The following is a 15,149-nucleotide window of genomic DNA, read 5'->3' on the forward strand; positions in this document are numbered from 1 at the left end:
CCTTCCGGCTCACCGACTCCCGCACCACGGCCGCCGGGGTCGTCATCCAGACGTACGCGCAGGCGGGGCGCCCCACGTTCGGCAGCTACTGAGCGGCCGGCCGCCGCCGAAAGGTGTAGCCACCACCGGCCCGCCCGGGTACGGTGGGCGTCCCGCGTGTGAGCCGCCGAAGTCTCCACCCCGTGCATCGAGTTGGAGCAGGCTCCGTGTCCTCGTTCGCCGTACCCGTGCCCCTCGGCGCTCCGCGCCGCGCCTGGCTCACCGACCTGCCGGTCCTCCTGGTCGCCGTCGTCTGGGGCGCCAGCTACCTCGCCGCCAAGGGCATCACCACCACCCACACCGTCGTCGCGGTGCTCGTCCTGCGCTTCGCGGTGGTGCTGCCCGTGCTCGTCGCCGCCGGATGGCGCCGCCTGCGGGCCCTGAGCGCCGCCCAGTGGCGCGGGGCGGCGACCCTCGGGCTGATCCTCTCGGGGATCTTCCTCCTGGAGACCTACGGAGTCGTCCACACCTCCGCCACCAACGCGGGCCTGATCATCAGCCTCACCATGATCCTCACCCCGCTGGCCGAAGCGGGCGTCAGCGGCACCAGGCCGCCCCGCGCCTTCCTCGCCGCCGCCGCGCTCTCCGTCGCGGGCGTCGTGCTGCTCACCCAGGGCGGCGGCTTCACCGCGCCCTCCCTCGGCGACCTGCTGATGCTGCTCGCCGCGGTGGCCCGGACCGTGCACGTCCTCGCGATGGCCCGCATCAAGGCCGTGCAGAGCGCCGACTCGCTCTCCCTGACCACGGTCCAGCTCGGCTCCGCCGTCGCCGTCTTCGCCGCCCTGGCCGCGCTCCCCGGCACCGGCGCCGCGCCGTGGACCGTCGCGCTCGGCTTCGGACCCCGCGAGTGGGCCGGACTGCTCTTCCTCTCCGTCCTGTGCACCCTCTTCGCCTTCTTCGTGCAGATGTGGGCGGTGCGCCGCACCTCCCCGTCCCGCGTCAGCCTGCTGCTCGGCACCGAGCCCCTGTGGGCCGCCGCCGCGGGCATCGCCCTGGCCGGTGACCGCCCCGGCGCCCTGGGCCTCGCGGGCGCCGTCCTCGTCCTCGCGGGCACCAGCTGGGGCCGCAAGGCCGCCGACCGGGACGCCGGCTAGCGGAGCCGGCCGCGTCAGGACTTCGGCACCCGGTCCGAGACGATCAGGACCACCAGCCCCAGGGCCGCGATCACGATGTTCGCGAACACCTCACGGCCCTGGAGGAACCCCACGTGGTCCGTCAGGAAGCGGGTCACCCCCATCAGCCGGAACCAGCCCCCCGTCAGCTCGCGGATCACCCCGCAGACACCGAAGACCAGCAACAGAAAACCCGTGACCTCGAGAAATCGCTTCATGGCCCGAGCATGATCCGCGGCCGGCCGGGCCCGCGTCGGCCGCCGGTATCCCCTCCGTACGACCGAAGTATCCGGTGGTGCGACTTTGGTATCCGACCCGCCGCTCGCACCGCGGGTCCCCGCCCCGGCTGCGTACATTTCCGGTATGACACGCACGGCACGCCCGGAGCGGCTCAGCTGGCTGCTCCCGTCCCACCTCGCCGAGGCCGCCGGGACCGAGCCGGCCGGCCGGCCGGGCCGGCCGCGGCGCACCGTACGGGACTGGGTCGTCGACACCACGCTGTTCCTCCTCGCCGCGTTCGTCGGGCTGCTCGCGGCCGAGACCAGCGCCAGGTACAGCAGCGAGGCCGTCGCCCTCACCGACCAGATCGTCGGCGGCCTCGCGGTCTGCTCGGTCTGGCTGCGCCGACGCCGGCCCGTCGCCCTCGCCGTCACCCTCTCCGTGGTCAGCGTCTTCGCCCCGACCGCCGCGGGCGCCGTCCTCGCGAGCCTGTTCAGCGTCGCCGTGCGCCGGCCCTTCCGCGAGATCGCCTGGATCGGCGCGCTCGCCATGGCCGCCTCCGTCGTCCAGGTCTTCGTCCGCCCCGACCCCACCCTCAACGCCGGCCTCAACGCGGCCCTCGGCGTCGCCCTGGTGCTCCTCGTCACCGCCTGGGGCATGCTCGTCCGCTCCCGCCGCCGGCTCGTCGAGGCGCTGCGCGACCGGGCCGAGCGCGCCGAGGCCGAGGCCGAACTCCGCGCCGAACAGGCCCAGCGGCTCGCCCGGGAGGCCATCGCCCGCGAGATGCACGACGTCCTCGCGCACCGGCTCACGCTGCTGAGCGTGCACGCCGGGGCCCTGGAGTTCCGCCCCGACGCCCCGCCCGAGCAGATCGCCCGCGCGGCCGGGGTGATCCGCGACAGCGCCCACGAGGCCCTCCAGGACCTGCGCGAGATCATCGGCGTGCTGCGCGCCCCGGGGGAGGAGGCCGCCGACCGGCCCCAGCCCACCCTCGCGACCCTCGACACCCTGGTCGCCGAGGTCCGCGAGGCCGGGATGGACGTCGTCTTCGACACCACCGTCACCGACCCCGGCTCCGTCCCCGCCTCCACCGGGCGCACGGTCTACCGCATCGCCCAGGAGGCCCTGACCAACGCCCGCAAGCACGCCCCCGGCACTGAGGTCACCCTCACCCTGCGCGGCCGCCCCGGCGAGGGACTGACCGTCGAGGTCCGCAACCCCCCGCCCACCGGGCCCGTCCCGGCCGTGCCCGGCTCCGGGCAGGGCCTCATCGGCCTCACCGAGCGCGCCACCCTCGCCGGTGGCCGGCTGGAGCACGGACCCGCCCCCGACGGCGGGTTCGCCCTGCGCGCATGGCTACCGTGGCCCGCATGACCATCCGGCTGCTCATCGTCGACGACGACCCCCTGGTCCGTGCGGGCCTCGCCCTGATGCTCGGCGGGGCCGAGGACATCGAGATCGTCGGCGAGGGCGCCGACGGAGCCGAGGTGCCCGCGCTCGTCGAGCGCCACGCCCCCGACGTCGTCCTCATGGACATCAGGATGCCGCGGGTGGACGGCCTCACCGCCACCGAGCGGCTGCGCGCCGGGTCCGGTGCCCCCGAGGTCGTCGTCCTCACCACCTTCCACGCCGACGAACAGGTGCTCCGCGCGCTGCGGGCCGGCGCCGCCGGATTCGTCCTCAAGGACACCCCGCCCGCGGAGATCGTCACCGCCGTCCGCCGGGTCGCCGCCGGCGACCCCGTGCTCTCGCCGGCCGTCACCCGCCAGCTGATGAGCCATGTCGCCGGCCGGCCGCAGGAACCGCCCCGCCGCGCCACCGCCACCGAACGCCTGGCCCTGCTCGCCGACCGGGAGAGGGAGGTCGCCGTCGCCGTCGGACAGGGCCGCTCCAACGCCGAGATCGCCACCGCCCTCTATATGAGCGTCCCCACCGTCAAGACCCACGTCTCGCGCATCCTGGCCAAACTCGGCCTCAACAACCGTGTCCAGATCGCGCTGCTCGTCCACGACGCCGGACTCGTCGATCTTCACGAAGGCGGGCACGACGCATAGGCTTGGCCGATGTCCGTCATCGATCTGGGGGAGTACGGCGCGGACTTCACCGCGAACCCGTACCCGTATTACGCCAAGCTCCGCGCGCAGGGCCCCGTCCACGAGGTCCTGACACCGGACGGCATGCCGGCCTGGCTGGTCGTCGGTTACGAGGAGGCCCGCGCCGCCCTCGCCGACCAGCGCCTGTCCAAGTCCTTCTCCGCCTTCGGCATGCCGCTCCCCGAGGAAGAGGTCGTCGGGCCCAATCTGCTCATCGTCGACCCGCCGGACCACACGCGGCTGCGCAAGCTCGTCGCGGGCGAGTTCACCGGCCGCCGCGTCGAGGCGCTGCGGCCGCGCATCCAGCAGCTCACCGACGAACTCCTCGACGCGATGGAGCCGGCCGGACGGGCCGACCTCGTCGACTCCTTCGCCTTCCCGCTGCCCATCACCGTCATCTGCGAGCTCCTCGGCGTCCCGGCGGCCGACCGCGACTCGTTCCGCGCCTGGTCCAACGAACTGGTCGCCCCGACCGGGGCGATGACCGACCGGGAGGCCGTCGAGGGCTTCGGGGGCTACCTCGACGAACTCATCGAGGACAAGCGGGCCGCGGGCCCTTCCGACGACCTGCTCTCCGCCCTCATCACCACCCGCGCCGAGGACGGCGACCGGCTGTCCCTCCCCGAACTGCGGGCCCTCGCCTACCTGCTGCTGATCGCGGGGCACGAGACGACGGTCAACCTCATCTCCAACACGGTCCGCGCCCTGTTGACCCACCCGGACCAACTCGCCGCCCTCCGCGCGGACCCCACCCTGCTCGACGCCACGATCGAGGAGGGCCTGCGCTACGACGGTCCGGTGGAGAACGCCACCCTGCGCTTCGCCCCGGAGGCCGTCACGATCGGCGGCACCGAGATCCCGGCCGGCGCGATCGTCCTCATCAGCCTCGCCGCCGGCGCCCACGACCCGGCCCGCTTCCCCGAGCCGGAACGCTTCGACATCCGCCGCGACCCGCGCGGCCACCTCGCCTTCGGCCACGGCATCCACTTCTGCCTGGGCGCCCCGCTCGCCCGCCTCGAAGGCAAGACGGCGATCCGGACACTCCTCGAACGCTTCCCCCGGCTCGAACTCGACCCCGACGCGGGCTCGCTGGAGTGGCTCCCCGGCATGCTCATCCGCGGCACCCGCCGCCTCCCGGTCGTCTGGTGACGCCCGTGGTCCTCGACCTCGCCACGGCCCGACCGCCCCGCGCCTAGGAGGCCCCCGCCCCCGCCACCTCCGCCAGGCGGACCACCCGCCGTTCCCGCCGTGACAGCGCGCACGCCTCCGCGACGCGGAGGGCGGCGAGGGCCTCGTGGCCGTCGCAGGGGTTGTCGCGTTCGCCGCGGACCAGGTGGACGAAGGCGTCCAGCTCGGCCTCGTACGCCGGCGCGAAGCGCTCCAGGAAGCCGCTCCACGGCTTGGCGGGCGGGCGGGGGCCCAGGGGTTCGACGGACTCGACCGGGGTGCGGTCGTCCCAGCCGACCGCGATCTGGTCGAGTTCGCCCGCCAGTTCCATGCGGACGTCGTATCCGGCACCGTTGCAGCGCGTGGCGGTCGCCGTGACCAGGGTGCCGTCGTCCAGGGTGAGCAGGGCGGCGGCCGTGTCCACGTCACCGGCCTCGCGGAAGACGGGCGGGCCCGCGTCCGAGCCGGTCGCGTACACCTCGACGACCTCGCGGCCGGTCACCCAGCGGACGATGTCGAAGTCGTGCACCAGGCAGTCCCGGAAGAGGCCGCCCGAGAGGGGAAGGTACGCGGCCGGCGGCGGGGCCGGGTCGGAGGTGGTCGCGCGGACGGTGTGCAGACGGCCGAGGCGGCCGTCCGCCACGGCCTCGCGCGCCGCCCGGTAGCCGGCGTCGAAGCGGCGCATGAAGCCCAGTTGGAGTTCCGTGCCCGCCTCCGACACCGCGCGCAGCGCGCTCAGCGTCCCGGGCACGTCCAGCGCGATCGGCTTCTCGCAGAAGGCCGGCAGGCCCGCCGCCGCGGCGCGCCCGATGAGCTCCGCGTGCGCGGCGGTCGCCGAGGCGATCACCACCGCGTCCAGCGCGTGCCCGAACAGCGCCTCGACCGTCGGCGCCGCCTCGGCCCCGAGCGCCCCCGCCACCCGCGCCGCCCGCACCGCGTCGGCGTCCGCGAGGACCAGCGCCTCGACCTCCGGATGCCGGGCCAGCACCCCCGCGTGGAACGCCCCGATCCGACCCGTGCCGACCAGTCCGATACGCATGGCCCCAAGGTGGTGCGGAACGGACCCGCTGTCAAGGAAATGTCAGGACAACAGGACGCCACGCCTTCCCGCGGCCGTGGCCCGGGGCTACGCTCCCGGACGTGCTTCCCCAGCCGCCGCCCTCACCGTCTGCCACGCCAGCCCCGCCCTCCCCGCTCGTCCCGGAGCTCTCCGTGGACCGTTCCAGCCCGGTGCCGCTCTACTTCCAGCTCGCCCAGCGGCTCCAGGCGGCGATCGAGGGCGGCGCGCTGACCCCGGGCACCCTGCTCGGCAACGAGATCGACCTGGCCGGCAGTCTCGGGCTGTCCCGGCCCACCGTCCGCCAGGCCATCCAGTCGCTCGTCGACAAGGGCCTCCTGGTGCGCCGCAGGGGAGTGGGGACCCAGGTGGTGCACTCCACCGTCCGCCGCCCGCTGGAGCTCAGCAGCCTCTACGACGACCTGGAGGCGTCCGGGCAGCAGCCCGCCACCCGCGTCCTGACCGACCGGCTCGAAGCGGCGGGCCCCGAGGTCGCCGCGGCGCTCGGGCTGCCCGAGGGCACGCAGGTGCGCTATCTGGAGCGGCTGCGCACCGCGCACGGCGAGCCCCTCGCGTATCTGCGCAACCACCTCCCCGCGTCCCTGCTCGACCCCGGCGTCCCGCTGGAGGGCACCGGCCTCTACCGGCTGCTGCGCGCCGGCGGGCTCACCCTGCACAGCGCCCGCCAGGCCATCGGGGCGCGGGCCGCGGAGCCCGCCGAGGCGGAGCTGCTCGGCGAGCGCGCGGGCGCCCCGGTGCTCACGATGGAGCGCACCACGTTCGACGCGACGGGGCGTCCGGTGGAGTACGCGGCCCACCTCTACCGGGCCTCGCGTTACTCCTTCGAGTTCCAGTTGTTGACTCGCGGGTAGGCCCCCTGAGATCGGCGCGACCCCCATGACCGATACTGCAATGCACGCAGAAGGACACAAAGGAGGGCACGGCCTCGTGACCAGGGTTCCTAATGGAGGGGTACGCGCGGCCGTCGGCGCCGTGCTCGCGGTGGCGCTGACCGCCGCGCTCGCGGGATGCAGCAGCACCGGCGGCAAGCGCGCGGAGGACGCCCGCAAGGCGGCCGCGGCCCAGGGACGGGCAGCGGTGAACACCCCCCGCTGGACCTTCGCCATGGTCACCCACTCGGGCGACGGCGACACCTTCTGGGACATCGTCCAGAACGGCGCCAAGCAGGCCGCCGTCAAGGACAACATCAACTTCCTGTACGCCCACAGCGACGAGGCGCAGCAGCAGGCGCAGCTGATCGACTCGTACGTCGCCAAGGGCGTCGACGGCCTCATCGTCACCCTCGCCAAGCCGGACGCCATGAAGACGGCCGTGGAGAAGGCGGTGAAGGCCGGCATCCCGGTGATCACGGTGAACTCCGGCGCCGAGGCCTCCAAGGCCTTCGGCGCCCTCACCCACATCGGCCAGGACGAGACCGTCGCCGGCGAGGCCGTCGGCGACGAGCTGGACAAGCGCGGCCGCAAGAAGGCGCTGTGCGTCCTGCACGAGCAGGGCAACGTCGGCCACGAGCAGCGCTGCGCCGGCGCGAAGAAGACCTTCGGCGGCGATCTGCAGAACCTCTACGTCGACGGCACCAACATGCCCGACGTCCAGGCCTCCATCCTCGCCAAGCTCCAGTCCGACCCGTCCATCGACGCCGTCGTCACCCTCGGCGCGCCGTTCGCCGACGCCGCCGTCCAGGCGAAGCGGAGCGCGGGCAGCAAGGCCGAGGTCGACACCTTCGACCTCAACGCCAAGGTCGCCGACGCGCTCACCGCGGGCACCCTGGGCTTCGCCGTCGACCAGCAGCCCTACCTCCAGGGCTACGAGGCCGTCGACCTGCTCTGGCTCTACCGCTACAACGCCGACGTCCTCGGTGGCGGCAAGCCGGTCCTGACCGGCCCGCAGATCATCACCAAGGACCAGGCCGCGGCGCTGAAGGGCTACACCGAGCGGGGTACCCGATGAGTGCCGCCGCCCCGCCCCCGGCGCCCGCCGACGGCCTCGACCACGTCGACGAGCGACTGCTGCGCACCTCCCCTGCGAAGAAGCTGCTCGCCCGCCCCGAGCTCGGCTCGGTCGTCGGCGCGATCGCCGTCTTCGTCTTCTTCTCGATCGTCGCGGACAGCTTCCTGCGCGCCTCCAGCCTCGGCACCGTGCTGTACGCGGCCTCCACCATCGGCATCATGGCCGTGCCGGTGGCGCTGCTGATGATCGGCGGCGAGTTCGACCTCTCCGCCGGTGTGCTGGTGACCAGCTCCGCGCTGATCTCCTCGATGTTCAGCTACCAGATGACCGCGAACGTCTGGGTCGGCGTCGGCGTCTCGCTGCTCGTCACCCTCGCCATCGGCGTGTTCAACGGCTTCATGCTGACCCGCACCAAACTCCCGAGCTTCATCATCACGCTCGGCACCTTCCTCATGCTGACCGGCCTCAACCTCGGCTTCACCAAGCTGATCAGCGGCACGGTCTCCACCAAGTCGATCGCCGACATGGAGGGCTTCCCCTCCGCCAGGAAGCTCTTCGCCTCCACCTGGACCGTCGGCGGCGTCGAGCTCAAGGTCACCATCCTGTGGTGGATCGCCCTGGTCGCCGTCGCCACCTGGATCCTGCTGCGCACCCGCTTCGGCAACTGGATCTTCGCGGTCGGCGGCGGCGCCGACGCGGCCCGCGCGGTCGGCGTCCCGGTCTACAAGACCAAGATCGGCCTCTACATGGGCGTGGCCTTCTGCGCCTGGATCTCCGGCCAGCACCTGCTCTTCTCCTTCGACGTCGTCCAGTCGGGCGAAGGGGTCGGCAACGAGCTGATCTACATCATCGCGGCCGTCATCGGCGGCTGTCTGATCACCGGAGGCTACGGCTCCGCCATCGGCTCGGCGGTCGGCGCCTTCATCTTCGGCATGACCGGCAAGGGCATCGTGTACGCCGAGTGGAACCCCGACTGGTTCAAGTTCTTCCTGGGCGCCATGCTGCTGCTCGCGACCCTCCTGAACGCCTGGATCCGCAAGCGCGTGGAGGCCACCAAGTGACGACCGACTCCGCCGCCCTCGTCGAGCTCGACGACGTCAGCAAGTACTACGGCAACATCCGCGCCCTCGAAGGCGTCTCCCTGGAGGTCCGCGCGGGCGAGATCTCCTGCGTCCTCGGCGACAACGGCGCCGGCAAGTCCACCCTCATCAAGATCGTCGCCGGTCTGCACCGGCACGACGGCGGCACCTTCCGCATCGAGGGCGAGGACGTCGAGCTCGCCAACCCGCGCGACGCCCTGGACCGGGGCATCGCCACCGTCTACCAGGACCTCGCGGTCGTCCCGCTGATGCCGGTCTGGCGCAACTTCTTCCTCGGCTCCGAGCCCACGAAGGGCAAGGGCCCCTTCAAGCGCCTCGACGTCGAGCTGATGCGCGAGACGACCCGCACCGAGCTGCTGCGCATGGGCATCGACCTGCGGGACGTCGACCAGCCCATCGGCACCCTGTCCGGCGGTGAGCGGCAGTGCGTGGCCATCGCCCGCGCCGTCCACTTCGGCGCCAAGGTCCTCGTCCTCGACGAGCCGACCGCGGCGCTCGGCGTCAAGCAGTCCGGGGTGGTCCTGAAATACGTGGCCGCCGCACGTGACCAGGGCCTCGGCGTGGTCCTCATCACCCACAACCCGCACCACGCCTATCTCGTGGGTGATCGTTTCGTGCTCCTGAAGCGCGGTGTCATGGCGGGCAGCCACACCAAGGGCTCCATCACCCTCGACGAGTTGACCCGCCAGATGGCCGGCGGCAGCGAGCTGGAGGACCTGCGCCACGAGCTGGAACGCCCCTCGGGGCCGTCGGGGACGTCCTCCGCTTCGTAACGCGCCCCACACACCACAGCTGGCAGAATCGAGCCGATGAGTACCTACCGCGATCTCACCCACCGCGGCTCCGCCCGGGGCACCGTGCTGCGGACCGTCGGCACCCGGGAGCGGCGCTCGCACCTGACGGCGCCCCGGGTGCCGACCGTCGGCATCGACATCGGCGGTACGAAGGTGATGGCCGGCGTCGTCGACGCGGACGGCAACATCCTGGAGAAGGTCCGCACCGAGACCCCCGACAAGTCCAAGAGCCCCAAGGTCGTCGAGGACACCATCGTCGAGCTCGTCCTGGACCTCTCCGACCGGCACGACGTGCACGCCGTCGGCATCGGCGCGGCCGGCTGGGTCGACGCCGACCGGGCCAGGGTGCTCTTCGCCCCCCACCTCGCCTGGCGCAACGAGCCGCTGCGCGACGCCCTCCAGGACCGGCTCGCCGTCCCCGTCATGGTGGACAACGACGCCAACACCGCCGCCTGGGCCGAATGGCGCTTCGGCGCCGGCCGCGGCGAGGACCACCTCGTCATGATCACCCTCGGCACCGGCATCGGCGGCGCGATCCTGGAGGACGGCCAGGTCAAGCGCGGCAAGTACGGGGTGGCCGGCGAGTTCGGCCATATGCAGGTCGTCCCCGGCGGCCACCGCTGCCCCTGCGGCAACCGCGGCTGCTGGGAGCAGTACAGCTCGGGCAACGCCCTGGTCCGCGAGGCCCGTGAGCTGGCCGCCGCCGACTCCCCGGTCGCGTACAACATCATCGAGCGGGTCAAGGGCAACGTCCCCGACATCACCGGCCCCCTCATCACCGAGCTGGCCCGCGAGGGCGACGCCATGTGCGTCGAGCTGCTCCAGGACATCGGCCAGTGGCTCGGCGTCGGCATCGCCAACCTGGCCGCCGCCCTCGACCCCTCCTGCTTCGTCATCGGCGGAGGCGTCTCCGCCGCCGACGACCTGCTCATCGGCCCCGCCCGGGACGCCTTCCGGCGCCATCTCACCGGCCGCGGCTACCGCCCCGAGGCCCGGATCGCCCGCGCCCAGCTCGGCCCCGAGGCCGGCATGGTCGGCGCCGCCGACCTCGCCCGGCTCGTCGCCCGCCGCTTCCGCCGCGCCAACCGCCGCCGCGTCGAGCGCTACGAGCGCTACGGGCGCTACGCCCAGGCCCTGCGCAAGGTGCCCGCGACGGACCGGGACCCCCGCACCCCCCAGGACCCGCGTTCATGACCCTGCCCCACCCGCCGGCCCCCGGAGAAGGCAAGCTCCCCGAGGACCGGCGGCACATGCTGCGCCGTCGCTGGCTCACCGCCATCACCATCGTGCTGCTGGTCGGCATCCCCGCCGGCTACCTCGTCATCTCCGCCGGCCAGAGCCGCGACAGCGGCCGCGACAAGGAGCGCGAGTCCTCCGCCGTCGGCCTGCAGGACAACTGGCCCTCGCAGATGAAGCGCCGGATCTTCGAGATCCCGATCCCCACCGGCGCCTGGGACGTCAGCTACTACGAGACGAGCAACTGGAAGACCAGCCGTCTGTACGTGCAGTTCACGACCACCGCGAACGGACTCGACGGCTACCTCCGCGACAGCGGAACCAGCCGCGCCGCACTGGCCCCCGGCGTCACCGTGGGCGACCACGACGCCGGCATCGTCGGCTGGGACTTCGTCCCCGGGCAGGACTGGCACGGCACCACCGTCACCCGCGAGAAGCCGCGCCCGACCAGCGACATCACCGTCGATCTGACGGACCCGGCGTTCCCGCGCGTGTACGTGGTGTCGGCGACGTCTCCCTGACCGCGGGCGTGGCACGGCCCGCCGTCGGCGGGACGCCGCCGCCTTACGACAACACCATTGACCTGTGCCGCGGCCCGCCGCTTAGCTGCCCCCATGACCGACACCACCGAGCTCGCCTACCTTCCCGCCACCGAGGCCCTGCGCCGGTTCCGCGACCGCACGCTCTCGCCCGTCGAGCTGATGGGCGCCGTCGTCGCGCGCGCCGAGGCCGCGGAGCCGGTCGTCAACGCGCTGGCCGAGCGGACCTTCGACGAGGCGATGGCCGCCGCGCGGGAGGCCGAGGCGCGCTACGCCGGGAAGGGCGAGGCGCCGCGGCCCCTGGAGGGGCTGGCCGTCGCCACCAAGGAGGAGCAGCCGATAGCGGGACGCCTGGCCACCGACGGCTCCCTCGCCTTCAAGGACGAGGTCGCGGACGAGACCCACCCGGTCGTCGAACGGGTCCTCGCCGCCGGCGGAATCGTCCACTGCCGCACCACCACACCGGAGTTCAGCAGCGCGGCCTTCACCCGGTCGCGCCTGTGGGGCGTCACCCGCAACCCGTGGAACCCGGCCTACTCGCCGGGCGGCTCCTCGGGCGGCGCCGGAGCGGCCCTGGCGGCGGGGGAGACCACCCTCGCGACCGGCTCCGACATCGGCGGCTCGATCCGCCTTCCCGCCTCCTGTACCGGCACCGTCGGCTACAAGCCCCCGTACGGGCGGGTGCCGGCCATGGCCCCGTTCAACCTCGACACCTACTGCCACGACGGCCCGATGGCCCGCACGGTCGCCGACTGCGCGCTGCTGCAGAACGTCATCGCGGGACCGCATCCGCTCGACGCGGTCTCGCTGCGGCCCAAGCTGGTGCTGCCCGAGCGATTCGAGGGCGTCGCCGGGCTGCGGGTCGCGCTCTCGGTCGGACTCGGCGACTGGCCGGTGGACCCCGAGGTCGAGGCGAACACCCGGGCGGTCGCCGACGCGCTGCGCACGGCCGGAGCGCTCGTCGAGGAGGTGGCGGTCCCGATCACCCGGGCCCAGGTGCGCAAGGCCGCGATGATCCACTTCGGTTCGGTCTTCGGCCCCTACGTGGCCTCGGTCGCCGCCGAACACCGCGAGCTGCTCACCCCGTACGCCCTCGCCTTCGCCGAGGACACCGCGCGGTACGTCGCCGAACCGGGCAGCTTCCTGGCGGGCCTGGAGGTCGAGGCCGAGGTGCAGGCCACGCTCGGCGGCCTGCTCGACCGCCACGACGTGCTGCTCTGCCCGACCCTCGCCATCCCGGCCTTCGACGCCGACGACGACTACACCTCGACGGAGGTGGTCGTCGACGGCGTCACCCTCGACCACTACATGGACGCGTCGCTGACCACGGTCTTCAACATCGCGAGCCGCTGCCCGGTGCTCAGCGTGCCCTCCGGCTTCGCCTCCACCGGGGTGCCGACCGGGGTGCAGATCGTGGGACGCACCTACGACGACGTCACGGTGTTCCGCACCGCCGCCGCGATCGAGGCCGTCCGCCCGTGGGGCGCCGTCCCCGCGCTCTGACGGAACGGCGGCCTCCGGAAGGCCTGCGGCAGCTTCCCCGCCATGACCGCACCCGGACCCGCCGTCCGGCCCCCGGCCGCCGCCGCTCGCGCCGGTGCCGCGGGCGTCAGCCGATGAGCCAGGTGAGGAGCGCGGGGGTGGCGTCGAAGTGTCCGCCGTGGCCCGCGCCGGGCTGGCGGACCAGCGTCGCGGTGGGCATGCGGGCGGCGAGCCAGTCGCCGTGGGACGGGGGCACGAGGGTGTCGAGGCCGCCGTGCCACAGCCGGGCCGGGACCTCGACGGCGGCCGGGTCGAAGCCCCAGGGCGTACCGAAGAGCGCGACGACGTCGTCGACCCAGCCGTCGAGTCCCGGCCGGACCGCCTCGGCGAAGGCGGGTCCGAGCATCCCGCTGATCTCCGGACGGGCGAGGACGGCCTGTTCGACCTCGGGGAGGGGCGGCAGCCCGGCGGTGCCGACGTGCCCGAGGTGCTCCAGGACCGCCTCCCGGCCGGTCAGCGCGGCGGCTGCGCTGCGGCGGTTGCCCTCGTCCATCCCGGCGGTCCAGTCGAGCCCCCGGGCGTCCCGCGGGGCCAGGCTCGCCAGCGTCCCGACCCGGGTGGCGCGGTCGGGATGGCGGGCGGCGAAGGCCAGCGCGTGCGGGCCGCCGCCGGACACCCCGAACACGGGAAAGCGGTCGAGGCCGAGTGCGTCGGCGACGGCGGCCACGTCATCGGCCGCGTCGACGACCCGCCGGCCCGGCCGGGGGCTGGAACGGCCGAACCCCGGGCGGTCGTAGGTGATCAGCCGGATGCCGAGCTCGTGGAACAGCCCCTCGTCCGGGTAGCGGGCCAGCCGGCTCATGGGACTGCCGTGCAGAGAGACGACGGGCACCCCCGACGGCACGCCCCACTCCTCCACGGCCAGGGTCCGGCCGTCACCGGTGATCACTTCACGCATGCCGCCCACGCTATCGAACGCGCCTGCGAGGCATGCCTCCTGGAGCACCACGGGGACCGCGGAGGCGCTAGGTTCGACCCGGCGCGGCGCCGCTTCGTGAGAGATGAGAGGGTCAAGCGGGTGAGTGAGACACCGACGAACACCCTGCAATACCGATCCGACGGGCGAGAAGACGCCCCCGTCCTGGTCCTGGGGCCCTCCCTCGGCACCACCTGGCACATGTGGGACCGCCAGATACCCGAACTCACCCGCGAATGGCGGGTCGTCCGCTTCGACCTGCCGGGACACGGCGGCGCGCCCGCCCAGCCCGCCGACTCGGTCGCCGAGCTCGGGGACCGGCTGCTCGCCACCCTCGACGAGCTCGGCATCCAGCGCTTCGGCTACGCCGGCTGTGCGCTCGGCGGGGCCGTCGGGCTCGACCTGGCGCTGCGGGCCCCGCACCGGGTGGCCTCGCTCGCGCTGGTCGCCACCTCGCCCCGCTTCGGCACTCCCGACGAGTTCCGCCAGCGCGGGGTGATCGTGCGGACCAACGGCCTGGAGCCGATCGCCCGCACCGCCCCCGAGCAGTGGTTCACCCCCGCCTTCGCCGCCGCCCAGCCCGCCATCGTCGACTGGGCCGTGCAGATGGTCCGCACCACCGACCCCGGCTGCTACATCGCCGCCTGCGAGGCCCTCGCCGTCTTCGACACCCGCGAGGCGCTGGGCCGCATCGGCATCCCCGTGCTCGTGCTCGTCGGCGCCGAGGACCAGGTCACCGGGCCCGCCGAGGCCCGCACCCTCGTCGCCGGGATCCCCGACGCGCCGCTCGCGGTCGTTCCCGGCGCCTCCCACCTCGCGCCCGTCGAACAGCCGGCCGCCGTCACCGAACTGCTCGTCGGGCACTTCGCCGGCCTCGCCCACGACACCGGCGCCCTGACCGCACCGCCGATGCCGCCGGTGGCCGCCCCCGTCGCGCCCGCGGCGGAGAGCGCCCCCGCCGACGCCGACGAGGCCGAGGAGGCGCCCCGGCCCGACCCGTACGAGAACGGGCTGAAGCTGCGCCGGGAGATCCTCGGCGACGCCCATGTGGACGAGGCCCTGGCCGACGAGTTCGGCACCGACTTCCAGGGCCTGGTCACCCGCTTCGCCTGGGGCGAGGTGTGGGGCCGCGACGGGCTCGACCGGCGCACCCGCAGCGCCGTCACCCTCGCCGCGCTGATCACCGGCGGCCACCACGAGGCCCTCGCCGACCACACCCGGGCCGCGCTGCGCAACGGCCTCACCCCCGACGAGATCCGCGAGGTGCTGCTGCAGACCGCGGTCTACTGCGGGCTTCCGGCCGCCGAGAGCGCCCTGAAGGTCGTCGCGCGGGTCGTGCGGGAGGACACCACGCCGCGGGCCTGACC

15 protein-coding genes are annotated in these 15,149 nt (G+C 73.7%); 12 read left to right on the forward strand and 3 right to left on the reverse strand.

The window, feature by feature from the left end; genetic code table 11:
- The first annotated feature begins 206 nt into the window (after positions 1 to 206).
- Complete coding sequence (locus ACH414_RS20105; protein WP_382537143.1) at positions 207 to 1,133, forward strand: DMT family transporter; 927 nt, start codon at positions 207 to 209, stop codon at positions 1,131 to 1,133.
- Positions 1,134 to 1,147: 14 nt separating this feature from the next.
- On the opposite strand, the gene ACH414_RS20110 is transcribed toward ACH414_RS20105, so the two are convergent.
- Positions 1,148 to 1,369: a hypothetical protein gene (locus ACH414_RS20110; RefSeq protein WP_382537140.1), complete on the reverse strand. Its 222-nt coding sequence runs from the start codon at positions 1,367 to 1,369 to the stop codon at positions 1,148 to 1,150.
- Between the two features lie 145 nt (positions 1,370 to 1,514).
- Here ACH414_RS20110 and ACH414_RS20115 point away from each other — a divergent pair, with 145 nt between their 5' ends.
- The 3 genes from ACH414_RS20115 to ACH414_RS20125 are packed head-to-tail and all read left to right on the forward strand — an operon-like array spanning position 1,515 to position 4,612.
- Positions 1,515 to 2,744 carry a sensor histidine kinase gene (locus ACH414_RS20115; RefSeq protein WP_391767855.1) on the forward strand — a complete coding sequence of 410 codons (1,230 nt, stop codon included), beginning with the start codon at positions 1,515 to 1,517 and terminating at the stop codon, positions 2,742 to 2,744.
- The gene (locus ACH414_RS20120; protein ID WP_382537134.1) at positions 2,741 to 3,424 is read left to right on the forward strand and encodes a response regulator; all 684 of its coding nucleotides are present in this window, start codon (positions 2,741 to 2,743) and stop codon (positions 3,422 to 3,424) included. The genes ACH414_RS20115 and ACH414_RS20120 overlap by 4 nt, the downstream gene beginning before the upstream one ends.
- A 9-nt stretch (positions 3,425 to 3,433) precedes the next feature.
- Positions 3,434 to 4,612, forward strand: a complete 1,179-nt coding sequence (locus ACH414_RS20125) for a cytochrome P450 (RefSeq protein WP_382537131.1) — start codon at positions 3,434 to 3,436, stop codon at positions 4,610 to 4,612.
- Between the two features lie 43 nt (positions 4,613 to 4,655).
- Here ACH414_RS20125 and ACH414_RS20130 read toward each other — a convergent pair whose 3' ends face one another.
- The gene (locus tag ACH414_RS20130; protein WP_398942726.1) at positions 4,656 to 5,669 is read right to left on the reverse strand and encodes a Gfo/Idh/MocA family oxidoreductase; all 1,014 of its coding nucleotides are present in this window, start codon (positions 5,667 to 5,669) and stop codon (positions 4,656 to 4,658) included.
- A gap of 173 nt (positions 5,670 to 5,842) precedes the next feature.
- On the opposite strand from ACH414_RS20130, the gene ACH414_RS20135 reads away from it, so the two are divergent.
- The 7 genes from ACH414_RS20135 to ACH414_RS20165 all read left to right on the forward strand — a co-directional run bounded on the left by ACH414_RS20135 (position 5,843) and on the right by ACH414_RS20165 (position 12,827).
- Positions 5,843 to 6,559, forward strand: a complete 717-nt coding sequence (locus ACH414_RS20135; RefSeq protein ID WP_382537126.1) for a GntR family transcriptional regulator — start codon at positions 5,843 to 5,845, stop codon at positions 6,557 to 6,559.
- 76 nt (positions 6,560 to 6,635) lie between these two features.
- Positions 6,636 to 7,655 carry a sugar ABC transporter substrate-binding protein gene (locus ACH414_RS20140; protein ID WP_382537123.1) on the forward strand — a complete coding sequence of 340 codons (1,020 nt, stop codon included), beginning with the start codon at positions 6,636 to 6,638 and terminating at the stop codon, positions 7,653 to 7,655.
- Positions 7,652 to 8,716: an ABC transporter permease gene (locus ACH414_RS20145; RefSeq protein ID WP_382537121.1), complete on the forward strand. Its 1,065-nt coding sequence runs from the start codon at positions 7,652 to 7,654 to the stop codon at positions 8,714 to 8,716. The genes ACH414_RS20140 and ACH414_RS20145 overlap by 4 nt, the downstream gene beginning before the upstream one ends.
- Positions 8,713 to 9,528 (forward strand): ATP-binding cassette domain-containing protein, encoded by an 816-nt coding sequence (locus ACH414_RS20150; protein ID WP_398942728.1) that lies wholly within the window; start codon positions 8,713 to 8,715, stop codon positions 9,526 to 9,528. The genes ACH414_RS20145 and ACH414_RS20150 overlap by 4 nt, the downstream gene beginning before the upstream one ends.
- A 36-nt stretch (positions 9,529 to 9,564) precedes the next feature.
- Positions 9,565 to 10,743: an ROK family glucokinase gene (locus ACH414_RS20155; RefSeq protein ID WP_382537115.1), complete on the forward strand. Its 1,179-nt coding sequence runs from the start codon at positions 9,565 to 9,567 to the stop codon at positions 10,741 to 10,743.
- Positions 10,740 to 11,306 carry a hypothetical protein gene (locus tag ACH414_RS20160; RefSeq protein WP_382537112.1) on the forward strand — a complete coding sequence of 189 codons (567 nt, stop codon included), beginning with the start codon at positions 10,740 to 10,742 and terminating at the stop codon, positions 11,304 to 11,306. The genes ACH414_RS20155 and ACH414_RS20160 overlap by 4 nt, the downstream gene beginning before the upstream one ends.
- A 93-nt stretch (positions 11,307 to 11,399) precedes the next feature.
- Positions 11,400 to 12,827, forward strand: coding sequence for an amidase (locus tag ACH414_RS20165; protein ID WP_398942729.1), 1,428 nt, complete (start codon positions 11,400 to 11,402; stop codon positions 12,825 to 12,827).
- 106 nt (positions 12,828 to 12,933) lie between these two features.
- Here the strand turns inward: ACH414_RS20165 and ACH414_RS20170 are convergent, their stop codons facing one another.
- Positions 12,934 to 13,764 (reverse strand): alpha/beta fold hydrolase, encoded by an 831-nt coding sequence (locus ACH414_RS20170; RefSeq protein ID WP_382537106.1) that lies wholly within the window; start codon positions 13,762 to 13,764, stop codon positions 12,934 to 12,936.
- 120 nt (positions 13,765 to 13,884) lie between these two features.
- Between ACH414_RS20170 and ACH414_RS20175 the strand changes: the two genes are divergently transcribed.
- Positions 13,885 to 15,147, forward strand: coding sequence for an alpha/beta fold hydrolase (locus tag ACH414_RS20175; protein ID WP_391767860.1), 1,263 nt, complete (start codon positions 13,885 to 13,887; stop codon positions 15,145 to 15,147).
- Positions 15,148 to 15,149: the final 2 nt, after the last annotated feature.

Source organism: Streptomyces sp. NPDC020422, assembly GCF_044386705.1.
GTDB lineage: Bacteria > Actinomycetota > Actinomycetes > Streptomycetales > Streptomycetaceae > Streptomyces.

Coding starts and splice junctions, on each gene's coding strand:
- ACH414_RS20110 (WP_382537140.1), bottom strand. CDS start 1,369: ATGAAGCGATTTCTCGAGGTCACGGGTTTTCTGTTGCTGGTCTTCGGT.
- ACH414_RS20115 (WP_391767855.1), top strand. CDS start 1,515: ATGACACGCACGGCACGCCCGGAGCGGCTCAGCTGGCTGCTCCCGTCC.
- ACH414_RS20120 (WP_382537134.1), top strand. CDS start 2,741: ATGACCATCCGGCTGCTCATCGTCGACGACGACCCCCTGGTCCGTGCG.
- ACH414_RS20125 (WP_382537131.1), top strand. CDS start 3,434: ATGTCCGTCATCGATCTGGGGGAGTACGGCGCGGACTTCACCGCGAAC.
- ACH414_RS20130 (WP_398942726.1), bottom strand. CDS start 5,669: ATGCGTATCGGACTGGTCGGCACGGGTCGGATCGGGGCGTTCCACGCG.
- ACH414_RS20145 (WP_382537121.1), top strand. CDS start 7,652: ATGAGTGCCGCCGCCCCGCCCCCGGCGCCCGCCGACGGCCTCGACCAC.
- ACH414_RS20155 (WP_382537115.1), top strand. CDS start 9,565: ATGAGTACCTACCGCGATCTCACCCACCGCGGCTCCGCCCGGGGCACC.
- ACH414_RS20160 (WP_382537112.1), top strand. CDS start 10,740: ATGACCCTGCCCCACCCGCCGGCCCCCGGAGAAGGCAAGCTCCCCGAG.
- ACH414_RS20165 (WP_398942729.1), top strand. CDS start 11,400: ATGACCGACACCACCGAGCTCGCCTACCTTCCCGCCACCGAGGCCCTG.
- ACH414_RS20170 (WP_382537106.1), bottom strand. CDS start 13,764: ATGCGTGAAGTGATCACCGGTGACGGCCGGACCCTGGCCGTGGAGGAG.